Origin of the sequence: Streptomyces sichuanensis (assembly GCF_020328095.1) — a bacterium.
In the GTDB taxonomy this organism is placed as follows: domain Bacteria; phylum Actinomycetota; class Actinomycetes; order Streptomycetales; family Streptomycetaceae; genus Streptomyces; species Streptomyces cinnamoneus.
This window is the reverse complement of record NZ_JAIXMK010000191.1, coordinates 1-10,822: the sequence shown is the minus strand read 5'-3', so window position 1 is coordinate 10,822 and position 10,822 is coordinate 1. Positions and strand designations below refer to the sequence as shown.

The 10,822-nt window shown below is 76.0% G+C and carries 10 protein-coding genes; 2 read left to right on the top strand and 8 right to left on the bottom strand.

Annotated elements, in window-relative coordinates:
• The 8 genes from LE181_RS30475 to LE181_RS30440 all read right to left on the bottom strand — a co-directional run.
• On the bottom strand, positions 1–310 hold a 310-nt coding region (locus tag LE181_RS30475; protein ID WP_225664744.1), incomplete at its 3' end, for an SIS domain-containing protein.
• On the bottom strand, positions 307–1,527 hold the full coding sequence (locus LE181_RS30470; protein ID WP_225664743.1) for a glycosyltransferase: 1,221 nt from the start codon (positions 1,525–1,527) through the stop codon (positions 307–309). The genes LE181_RS30475 and LE181_RS30470, both read right to left, overlap by 4 nt.
• Positions 1,524–2,486 (bottom strand): glycosyltransferase, encoded by a 963-nt coding sequence (locus tag LE181_RS30465; protein ID WP_225664742.1) that lies wholly within the window; start codon positions 2,484–2,486, stop codon positions 1,524–1,526. The genes LE181_RS30470 and LE181_RS30465 overlap by 4 nt, the downstream gene beginning before the upstream one ends.
• The gene (locus LE181_RS30460) at positions 2,483–3,520 is read right to left on the bottom strand and encodes a glycosyltransferase family 9 protein (RefSeq protein WP_225664741.1); all 1,038 of its coding nucleotides are present in this window, start codon (positions 3,518–3,520) and stop codon (positions 2,483–2,485) included. Before LE181_RS30460 ends, LE181_RS30465 begins: the two co-directional genes overlap by 4 nt.
• Positions 3,517–4,074 (bottom strand): D-glycero-alpha-D-manno-heptose-1,7-bisphosphate 7-phosphatase, encoded by a 558-nt coding sequence (locus LE181_RS30455; RefSeq protein ID WP_225664740.1) that lies wholly within the window; start codon positions 4,072–4,074, stop codon positions 3,517–3,519. The genes LE181_RS30460 and LE181_RS30455 overlap by 4 nt, the downstream gene beginning before the upstream one ends.
• A complete protein-coding gene (locus LE181_RS30450; RefSeq protein ID WP_225664739.1) occupies positions 4,071–5,141 on the bottom strand; it encodes a glycosyltransferase family 2 protein in 1,071 nt (356 codons plus the stop codon). Before LE181_RS30450 ends, LE181_RS30455 begins: the two co-directional genes overlap by 4 nt.
• Positions 5,138–6,793, bottom strand: coding sequence for a carbamoyltransferase family protein (locus LE181_RS30445; protein ID WP_225664738.1), 1,656 nt, complete (start codon positions 6,791–6,793; stop codon positions 5,138–5,140). Before LE181_RS30445 ends, LE181_RS30450 begins: the two co-directional genes overlap by 4 nt.
• Positions 6,794–6,844: 51 nt before the next feature.
• Positions 6,845–7,807 carry a UDP-glucuronic acid decarboxylase family protein gene (locus LE181_RS30440; RefSeq protein ID WP_225664737.1) on the bottom strand — a complete coding sequence of 321 codons (963 nt, stop codon included), beginning with the start codon at positions 7,805–7,807 and terminating at the stop codon, positions 6,845–6,847.
• A 433-nt stretch (positions 7,808–8,240) separates the two neighbouring features.
• On the opposite strand from LE181_RS30440, the gene LE181_RS30435 reads away from it, so the two are divergent.
• The gene (locus LE181_RS30435) at positions 8,241–10,364 is read left to right on the top strand and encodes a catalase (RefSeq protein WP_225664736.1); all 2,124 of its coding nucleotides are present in this window, start codon (positions 8,241–8,243) and stop codon (positions 10,362–10,364) included.
• Between the two features lie 94 nt (positions 10,365–10,458).
• On the top strand, positions 10,459–10,644 hold the full coding sequence (locus LE181_RS30430; protein ID WP_225664735.1) for a CsbD family protein: 186 nt from the start codon (positions 10,459–10,461) through the stop codon (positions 10,642–10,644).
• Positions 10,645–10,822: the final 178 nt, after the last annotated feature.

The window sequence follows — 10,822 nt, the reverse complement described above, 5'->3', positions numbered from 1 at the left end:
CCCCGTAGTCGTTGACGATGGCCGTACAGCTGGAGGTGTCGGTGTGCAGGGCGAGGGCCGAGAACGGCGGCCGGTCCGTGCGGTAGCGGCCCACCAGCTCGGCCGTCAGGTGCTGGGCCTGGGCGGCGCTGCCGCCGTTGCCGGCGGCCAGCAGCCGCCCCCCGGAGGAGAGGGCGACCGCCAGGCGCGCTCCCCACCGCTGCGCCGTGGCCGCCTTCTCCCCGCGGAACGCTTCGAGGGCGGCCAGCAGCCGGCCGCAGTGGTCGCCGCCCGTCGCCGGTGCGGCCCCCGTGGTGCGGGTGACGGTCATCGCGGGACTCCTGACGGGACGGGACACAGGTCGGTGACCCGGTCGTAGACGCGTTCCACGCCGTCCGCCACCCGGTCCCAGGTGAACCGCGTGAGCACGCGCGTCCGCCCGGCCCGGCCGTAGGACTCCAGCCGCCCGGGCGAGTCCAGCAGGGCGCGCACCGCCTCGGCGAGCGGCCCGGGCACGCCCGGCGGCACCAGCACCCCGGTCTCCCCGTCCGCGACGGTGTCGCGGTGTCCGCCGACGTCCGTGGCCACCACCGGCACGCCGCAGGCCATGGCCTCCAGCGGCACGATGCCGAACGGCTCGTACACCGGCGTGCACAGCACCACGTCGGCGCTGCGCAGCAGCGCGGGCATGTCCTCGTGCGGCACGCAGCCCAGCAGCACCAGCCGGTCGGCGACCCGCAGCCGGCGGGCGAGGGTGAGCAGCCGCACGGCCTCCGCGTCCATGGCGAGCCCGTCGGCCGGCGGGCCGCCGGCCACCACCAGTTCGGCGTCCGGGATGCCGCGCAGCGCCTGCAGGGCGAGGTCCACGCCCTTGCGGGGCACCAGGCGCCCCACCGTCAGCAGCCGGTGGCGGGCCCGGCGCCCGGGCGTGAGGGCGACGCGGCCGCGGGGCGTGAAGTGCGCGGTGTCCACCCCGCAGGGCACCACCGAGCAGCGGTCCGCGGCGATGCCCATGCGGCCGAGCTCGCGCACCTCGTCGGAGCAGGTGGCCAGCACCCGGGCGCAGGCCGCCCCGATCTCCCGCTCGGCGTCCAGGCGTTCGGGCGGGCTGGTGTCGGCCGGCCCCTGGTGACGCCGCTTGACGGTGCCCAGTGCGTGGTAGGTCTGCACGACGGGCACGTCCAGGTCCCGGACCCCTCCCAGCGCGGCCAGGCCGGACATCCAGAAGTGGGCGTGCACCACATCGGGACGCTCGCGCCGCCACGCCCGCGCCAGGTGTTCCGCGAAGCGCGGCATGTGGCCGAGCAGCTCGTCCTTGGGCACCGCCCGCTCCGGCCCGGCCCGTACGTGGTCGACGACCGCCCCGGAGGGCAGCGGCACCCGGTCCGGCAGACCGGCGTCGTCCCGGCGGGTGTGGACGGTCACGTCGTGCCCCCGGCCGGCCAGCAGCTCCGCCAGACGGGCGACGTAGACGTTCTGGCCTCCCGCGTCGGGGCCGCCGAGCGCGGCCAGCGGGCTGGCGTGCTCGGACACCATGGCGATCCTCATCGGGTGACCTCCTTGATCAGGCACTCCCAGTCGTCCAGGAACCTCTGCAGCCCGTAGCGGGCGAGGGCCGCGGCGCGGGCCGCCCGGCCCGTCTCGCGGGCCCGGGCGGGATCGGCCAGGAAGCCGCGGACGGCGTCGTGCAGCACGTCCAGGCGGTTGGAGACCACTCCGGCGCGGGCGGGCACCGCCTCGGCCACCTCGGTGGTGGCCAGGGCCACCACGGGCATGCCCAGGTGCATGGCCTCCAGCAGGGACAGCCCCAGGGACGTCCAGCGCACCGGGTGCAGATAGACGCGGCGTTCGGCCAGCTCCCGGTGCAGGGCGCTCTGGACGAGCTCCTGCGCCTGGCAGCGCTCCGCCGCGATGCCCAGCCGCCCGGCCAGGCCCTCGGTGCCCATGCCGAACACGTCCAGCGGCGCGGCCCCGCTGAAGTACGGCAGCAGGTCCGTACCGGTGGTCCGGCCGCGCCGCAGCGGCTCGTTGACCACCACCGCGGCCCGCGGCAGCCGGCCGGTCCACAGCGGCCCCGGGTCGACGATGCCGTGCTCGATGACGGTGGCGGGTGTGGAACCGCAGTCCCACATCAGCCGGTTGAAGTGCGTGACGTGCACGATCGTCAGCTCCGGCCGGTCCGCGGCGGGATGCCGGGTGTCCGGGACGGGGCCGCCGGGCGCGTTGTGCTCCAGGTAGACGGCGGGCACGTCGTGCCCCGGCCGGCGGCCGAGCCACTGCCGCGCCAGCTCCGCCTCGTGCGGCCGCTGCAGCACGACCAGGTCGACGTCCGTGGCGCGCAGCTGCTCCGGGGACAGCTCCACCACGGAGGCCGGCCAGTCGAAGGTGGCGGCGCGGCCGAGCCCGTCGGGCCCCCTGCCGGGCGTCACCGGCACCACATAGGTGTGCGGTCCCTGGACGAACGCCGTCGTCCACGAACCGTGCACGTGCCACAGCAGGATCCTCATGACGTCGCCTCCGGGCAGGGGTCGAGACCGGGGGAGCGGCCGGTGAGCTTCTCCACGGCGGCCAGCACGTCCTCGGGCCGCACCCCGCTCAGGCAGGGGTGGCCGGCCACCGGGCAGATCCGGGCGCGGCTGCCGGCGCAGGGCGCCCGCTCGTCGCCGAGCAGCACGTGCGGCACCCCGTACGGCGCCCACCGCTCGGCGGGCACCACGGGGGCGAACAGGGACACCACCGGCGTGCCCACGGCGGCCGCCAGGTGGGCGGGCCCGGTGTTGCCGACGACGACGGCGGCCGCCCGCGCGAGCACCCCGGCCAGCTCGGCCGGCCCGGTGCGCCCGCCCAGGTCGAGGGCGTCCCGGCCCGCCACCGCGGCCGTCAGCTCCCGCTCGCCCGGCCCCCCGGTGACCACGACCCGGTAGCCGGCCCGGGCCAGGACCCGGACGGCCGCCGCGCACCGCTCGTCGCCCCAGCGCCGGGCCGGCACCGCCGCGCCCGGGTGCACGACGACGTACCCGCCCTCGCCCACCAGCCCGTCGGGCACGGGTGCGTCCCGCACGGCCAGCCGACCGTCGTCGCCCTCGGGCAGCGGGAAACCCGCCGCCTGCGCGAGGTCGAGGGCGGCCTGCACCTCGTGCCGGCGCGGACCGCGGCGGTGCCGCACGTCCAGCAGCGAGCCCGGATAGTCGGTGCAATCGGCGGCCAGCCACGCCACCCCGGCCATCCGCAGGAGCAACGCCGCGGGCAGCGGGCTCTGGTGGTACGAGGTGAGCACCAGGGCCACGTCCGGTGCCGTCCGGGCCACGCGCTCGACGAGGGAGCCCACGCCGGCCCGGTCGACGGGCGGCGGGTCGAAGCCCACCCACGGCGCGTCCCACACGATCACCTCGTCGACCCCCGGCAGCATCCGCGCGGCCGGGGCGCCGCGCGGCCCGCACAGCAACGCGGTGTGCGCGGCGCGCGCGGCGACGGCACGGACCGCCGGCCCGGCGAGCAGGACGTCGCCGAAGCTGTCGAGGCGTGCCACCAGCGCTCTCACCGCGCACCCCCGTCCGGTACGGCGACGCCCAGGCCGAGCAGGGTACGGACCGCTCCGGGCAGGTCGCGGGCCGTGCGGGGGGCGCCCGCCACCTCCTCGGCGCGCGTCACCGGCGTCGGCACGAGCACCCCCGCGGCGCCCGCCGCCGCGGCCGCCGCCATGTCGCTGCCGATGTCGCCCACGACCGCGCACCGCGCCGGATCGACGCCCAGCAGCCGGCCGGCGGCCAGGATCAGGCCCGGCGCGGGCTTGCGGCAGCCGCAGCCGTCCTCCGGCGCGTGCGGGCACACCGCCCACACGTCGAACGGTCCCAGCAGCCGCTCCACGCGTTCGTTGACCCGCCGCACCTGGGCCATTGTCAGCAGGCCCCGGCCCACGCCCGACTGGTTGGTGACCACCCCCGTGCGCACCCCGTACCGCCGCAGCAGCGCCAGGGCGGAGCGGGCGCCGGCCACCGGGACCACGAGGCCCGGATCGCCGTTGTAGGGGACGTCCTCGACCAGCGTGCCGTCCCGGTCGAACAGCACGAGGGCGGGGGGCCGGCAGCAGGTCACGGCACCGGCCCCTTCCTGAGGGGCGAGCGCACGGGGACCGGCACGATGCGCAGCGACAGCGAGGCGTCGGGCAGGGGCCGGGCGCCGCGGTGCCGCCACAGGCCGCGCAGCCGGTGGCAGACGGCCAGCGGCGGAACGGCGACGCTGGTGGCGAGCATGGCCGCCACCTCCGGCCCGGTGCGCGGCCCGGGCGCGATGCGGGCCCACGCGAACTCGGCGGTGCCCAGCGCCCAGCCCACGGCCGCCGCCGTGCCCGCACCCCGGTGCCCGCTCGCGGCGAGGACCACCGCGGCGGCCCCGGCGGCCGTGACCGCCGCGTGAGCGCGCAGCCGGCCGCGCGGCGCGCCGGCCCGCTGCCACCAGTCGCGGCCGTGCAGACGCACCATCAGCGCGTCGTCGGCGTTGCCCGCCTGGGTCCGCAGCGACACCCAGGGACCGGCCGGCCGCACCGGATGCCGGGTGGTGCGGGTGCCGCACTCCAGCCGCCAGCCGGCGCCCAGGACCCGCAGCGCCAGGTCGGCGTCCTCCCGGAAGGCCCGGGGGAAGCGCTCGTCGAAGCCGGAGACGGCCGCCAGGACGGAGCGCCGGTAGGCCATGTCGGCGGTCGCCCAGCGGGCCCCCGCCAGGCCGGCGGTGTTGCGCTCCCAGTCCGTGGGCCTGCGCCCGGCCGGCAGCGGCACCTCGATCACGCCCTGCACCCCGCCCACGTCGGGCGCCGCCCAGGCGAGTTCGGCCGTCAGCTCGGCCCGCCACACCGGGCCGACCCGCACGTCGTCGTCGAGGAAGACCACCCAGGGGGCGCCCACCGCACGCCAGCCCGCGTTGCGCGCGGCGGCCGGACCCCGGCCGCCGGTGCTCACCGCCCGGGCCCGGGTGCGCAGCTCGCCGAGTGCGCCCAACGGCAGCGGGGCACGGGTGTGACGCGGCCCGCGCCGGTCGTCCACGACGACCACCTCGCGCGGCGCCGGCCCCGCCGCCGCGGCCAGCGCCCGGAGGCAGTCGGCGAGGCAGGCGCGGCCGACGGTGGGGATGACCACCGCGTAGTCCAGGGGGTCCACGGCGCTCATGGCGTCTCCTTCCCCCCGGCGTACGCACGGCCGCGGCGGACCGCGTACGGGCCGATGGCCAGCAGGTCCACCGGGGCGGAGCCGAAGCACTCCAGGGCGTCCCGCGGATCGTCGACCATCGGCCGGCCGGCCGTGTTCAGACTGGTGTTGACGACCACCGGCAGCCCCGTGCGCTGCTCGAACGCGGCCAGCATGCGGGCCACCAGAGGCTCCCGCGCCGGGTCCACGGTCTGGATCCGGGCGGTGCCGTCCACATGGACGACGGCCGGGATCCGCGCGCGCCAGGGCCTGGCCACGCCGTGCACGAACAGCATGTACGGGCTCGGCAGCGGCCCCTCGAAGACGTCCGCCGCCCGGTCGGCGAGCACCATCGGCGCCACCGGACGGAACTCCTCGCGCCCCTTGACGTGGTTGAGCCGCTCCAGGTTCTCCGCGCGGCCCGGATGGGCCAGCAGCGACCGGTGGCCCAGCGCCCGGGGCCCGTACTCGCTGCGGCCCTGGAACCAGGCGACGATGCCGTCGCGGGCCAGCTCCTCCGCCACCGCCACGGCGATGTCCGGCGGCCGCTCGTAGGGCACCCGCGCCTGCTCCAGCCAGCCGCGCAGCTCCTCGTCCGACCAGCCCCGGCCCAGGTCGGCGCCCTCCATCGGGGCGGCGGCCCGGCCGTGGGCCGCCGCCAGGTGCAGCGCCGCGCCCAGGGCCGTGCCCGCGTCACCGGCGGCGGGCTGCACCCACACCCGGCGGAAGGGCCCCTCCACCGCGATCCGTGAATTGGCCACGCAGTTGAGCGCCACCCCGCCGGCCAGGGCCAGCGACTCGGCGCCGGTCCGCCCGTGCAGCCACCGCGTCAGCTCCAGCAGCAGTTCCTCCAGGCACGCCTGCGTGCTCGCGGCCAGATCGGCGTGGTCCTGGGTCCACTCCTGCCCCGGCTCGCGCGGCTCGGTCAGCGCCGCCCACGGCACCGCGTGCGCGCGGAAACCGCCGTCGTCCGTGGCGTGCACGTGCTCCCGCAGCTCGGTCAGGAAGCGCGGTTTGCCGTACGCGGCCAGCGCCATCACCTTGTACTCGTCACTGCTGCGCAGGAAGCCCAGATGCTCCGTCAGCTCCTCGTACACCAGGCCCAGCGACTGGGGCAGGACCTGCGTGGCGAGCACGTCCAGCGTGCCGCCCGCGTACCGGCCCGCCAGGTGGGAGGCGCACTCCCCGCGCCCGTCGAGCACCAGCACCGCACTGTCGGGGTACGGGGTGGCCAGGCCCGCGGAGGCCGCGTGCGCCACGTGGTGGGGGACGAAGCGGACCTTGGCCGGGTCCAGGCCGGGCAGCGCCTCGGCGAGGAAGCCGGGCGCCTCCCGGGCGTAGGTCTGCCGCAGGTGGTCCCAGGGATCGTCGAGGCCCAGCTCGGGCGCCGGGCGGGCCAGCGACGGGTCGTAGGAGTAGCCCACGGCGTCCAGGTCGGCGGGCGTGAGCCCCGCGTGCCGCAGGCACCACGCGGCCGACGACAGCGGCAGTTCCCAGGCCGCGAACGGCACGGGGCGTTTGCCGTGCTTGCGCCGGGAGAACCGCTCCTCCTCCGCGGCCGCGACGATCCGCCCGTCGACGACCAGCGCGGCTGCCGGATCGTGGAAGAGGGCGTTGATACCGAGGATGCGCATGCCGTGCTCCGTGTTCCGTCGGGGACCCGTAGAACCGCAAAACCACAGGAATCAGGGGAGGGCGGAGCGCGCGAACCACTCCACGGTCCGTTTGAGGCCCTCCTCGCAGCCGACGCGCGGCTCCCAGCCCAGCTCGCGGCGGGCCTTGGCGGTGTCGGGGCGGCGCCTGGCGGGGTCGTCGGCCGGCAGGTCGACGAAGCGGACGGTGGAGGCCGAGCCGGTCAGGTCGGCGATGCGTCGGGCCAGGTCGAGCATCGTCGTCTCCTCCCCGCCGCCGATGTTCACCGGGCCGGGGCGTCCGCTCGCGGCGAGCGCGACGATGCCGTCGACCGTGTCGTCGACGTAGGTCAGGGACCGGGTCTGGCTGCCGTCGCCCGCCACCGTCAGCGGCTCGCCGTCCAGGGCCTGCCGGATGAACGTGGGCACGGCGCGTCCGTCGCCGGCACGCATCCGGGGCCCGTAGGTGTTGAAGATGCGCACGATCGAGGTGTCGGTGCCGTGGGTGCGCCGGAAGGCGGTGACGAGCGCCTCGGCGAACCGCTTGGACTCGTCGTAGACGCTGCGCGGCCCGATGGGATTGACGTTGCCCCAGTACTGCTCGCGCTGGGGGTGCTCCAACGGGTCCCCGTACACCTCGGAGGTCGAGGCCAGCAGGAAGCGCGCGTCGTTGCGGTGCGCCAGCTCCAGGGCGGCGCGGGTGCCGGCGCTGCCCACGTCGAGCGTCTCGATCGGCAGCCGGAGGTAGTCGGCGGGCGAGGCTGGGCACGCCAGGTGGAGCACCAGACCGACCCGCCCGGGTATGCCGGCCAGGGTTCCGGGCCGCGAGACGTCGCCCTCGACGAAGCGGAAGCCCGGATGGGCCTCCAGATGGGCGATGTTGGCCCGGGCCCCCGTGACCAGGTTGTCGACGCAGGCCACCTCGCAGCCCTCGGCCAGCAGGCGCTCGCACAGGTGCGATCCGATGAAGCCGGCCCCTCCGGTGACCACCGCACGCTTCCAGCGTCGTTCGTCCATGATCACACTCCTTCGCGTGGGTGGGCCGCGGCCGGGGTGGGGATGACGCCGGGCGTCCGGCGCGGGCCGACCGGCTGCGGGGAGGGGAAGGCGCGGTGCCGCGGGACAGCGGCCACCGCCTCTGTGGAATCGGCGCCCCAGGGGGCGACTGCCGCTGCGGACGCGACAGGGGTGGTGCGCCGGCACCTCTCGTGCCGGGCCCGGTGACGGGCCGCACCATGACCATCCGTGGTCGAAACGACTCAAGCAGCAGCGTCGCACACGGCCGCCCGTCTCTCCAGTCGAAGCGGTCCGGGCAGGGCACCTCACCGCGCGCCGCCCGGTTTCGGCTTGCCCGTCCCGGGAACCCGGGTGAGCCTGGGGAGGCCAGCGGCGCCTGCCGACGGACGCCGTCCCTCCCCCGAGTGCTCCCCATGCGGAAGGAAGTGCACGCGTGTCCGCCCACCACCAGTCAGCAGGCCGGGGCGACCCGGCGGCGCAGGACGAGAAGGACCGGCAACTCGACCGGTTCCGCGCCGCACCCGAACACGACGCGCTCACCACCGACCAGGGCGTGCGCGTCGACGACACCGACAACGCCCTGCGCGCCGGTACCCGCGGCCCCACCCTCCTGGAGGACTTCCACAACCGGGAGAAGCTCACCCACTTCGACCACGAGCGCATCCCCGAGCGCGTCGTCCACGCCCGGGGTGCCGGCGCCTACGGCTACTTCGAGGCGTACGAGCCGCTCACCGAGTACACCTGCGCCGACTTCCTCTCCGAGGCCGGCCGGCGCACGCCCGTCTTCGTGCGCTTCTCCACCGTGCAGGGCCCGCGCGGCTCCGCCGACACGGTCCGCGACGTGCGCGGCTTCGCCACCAAGTTCTACACCCGCGAGGGCAATTACGACCTGGTCGGCAACAACATCCCGGTGTTCTTCATCCAGGACGCCATCAAGTTCCCCGACTTCGTGCACGCGGTGAAGATGGAGCCGCAGCACGAGATGCCCACCGGCGGTACCGCGCACGACACGTTCTGGGACTTCGCCTCCCTGCAGCCGGAGACCACCCACATGCTCATGTGGGCGATGTCCGACCGGGCCATCCCGCGCAGCTTCCGCATGATGCAGGGCTTCGGCGTGCACACCTTCCGGTTCGTCACCGCCGAGGGGCGCGGCACGTTCGTGAAGTTCCACTGGAAGCCGAAGCTGGGCGTGCACTCCCAGGTCTGGGACGAGGCGCAGATCACCGCCGGACGCGACCCCGACTACCACCGGCGGGACCTGTGGGAGGCCATCGAGGCCGGGGAGTACCCCGAATGGGAGCTCGGGGTGCAGCTCGTCCCCGAGAGCGACGAGTTCGCCTTCGACTTCGACCTGCTCGACGCCACGAAGATCATCCCCGAGGAGCAGGTGCCGCTCCGGCCCGTCGGCCGGCTCGTCCTCGACCGCAACCCGCAGAACTTCTTCGCCGAGACCGAGCAGGTCGCCTTCCACACCGCGAACGTCGTGCCCGGCATCGACTTCACCAACGACCCGCTGCTCCAGGGCCGCAACTTCTCCTACCTGGACACCCAGCTGATCCGCCTCGGCGGCCCGAACTTCAGCCAGCTGCCGGTCAACCGGCCGGTCGCCGACGTGCACCACAACCACCGCGACGGCTTCGGCCAGCAGGTCATCCACCCGGGCACCAACTACTTCCCCAACTCGCTGGGCGGCGGCTGCCCGGCGCACGCCGGGGCCGGCGGCGGGGCGGGGGTCTTCCGGCACTACGCCGAGCGCGTCGACGGGGAGAAGATCCGGGTGCGCAGCGAGAGCTTCCAGGACCACTACAGCCAGGCCGCGCTGTTCTGGAACAGCATGGCCGACTGGGAGCGGCGCCACATCGTCGAGGCGTTCCGCTTCGAGCTCGGCAAGGTCGGCTCCGTCGCCGTGCGCGAGCGCATGGTCGGCAACCTCGCCAACGTGAACGCCGACCTCGCGTCGATGGTCGCCGAGGGCGTCGGCGTGGCCGCCCCGCCGCCGGTGTCCGGCGTGAACACCGCCTCGTCGCCCGCCCTCAGCCAGGAGAACCTGCGCGGCGAGGGCATCCGCACCCGCAAGGTCGCCGTCCTCGCCGCCGACGGCACGGACGCCGGCCAGGTGGACGCCGTCCGCGAGCGGCTCACCGCACGGGGCGCGATCGTCGAGGTGCTCGCCGCCCTGGACGGCAGCGTCCGCGGCGCCGGCAACGGCAGCCTCGCCGTGGACCGGGCGCTGCCCACCATGGCCTCCGTCCTCTACGACGCCGTGCTCGTACCGGACGGCAAGGAGGCGGTCGCCGCGCTGGCGGCGGACCCGGCGGCCGTGCGGTTCGTCGAGGAGGCGTACCGCCACGGCAAGCCGCTGGCGGTCCTCGGGGAGGGCGTCCGCCTGCTCGCGGAGGCCAGGCTGCCCGAGGACGTCGTCCTCGGCGAGGCCGCGCCGGAGTTCGGCGTCCTGACCAGCAACGGCACCGCATCGCCGCAGGACATCGCCGACGCCCTCGTCACCGCCCTGGAGCAGCACCGCTTCCCCCGGCGGCCGGGCCTGCTCAACTGAGCCGTGCGGCCGCACGGACATGCGGCCCGTGGGGCCGCGCGCGAGACTTGACCACGGGGGAGCCATCACCTCTATCGAAAGCGAGTGCCGACGTATGAGTGCCAAGGACAAGGCCAAGGCGAAGGCCGAGCAGGTCAAGGGCCGCCTCAAGGAGACCACCGGCAAGGCCACCGGCAACCTGGGCAAGGAGGCCGAGGGACGCGCCGAGAAGGCCAAGGGCGACGTCCGCGAGGCCGCGGACAAGGGCCGGGACGCCCTCAAGCGCAAGCGCGGCCGGTAGCCGCTCCACCGCCGCGGTGCGGCCCGGCCCGCACCGCGGCGGTAGTGGGCCGGGCCCGCCGGCCGCGTACGGCCCACGGCGTCCGGTGCCGGGGTACCTCCCGGCGGTGGCCGGAGGAGTGCCGCGGGCCGGACGCGACGGCACGGCCACGGCCCCGGGCGCACCCCGCGCCCGGGGC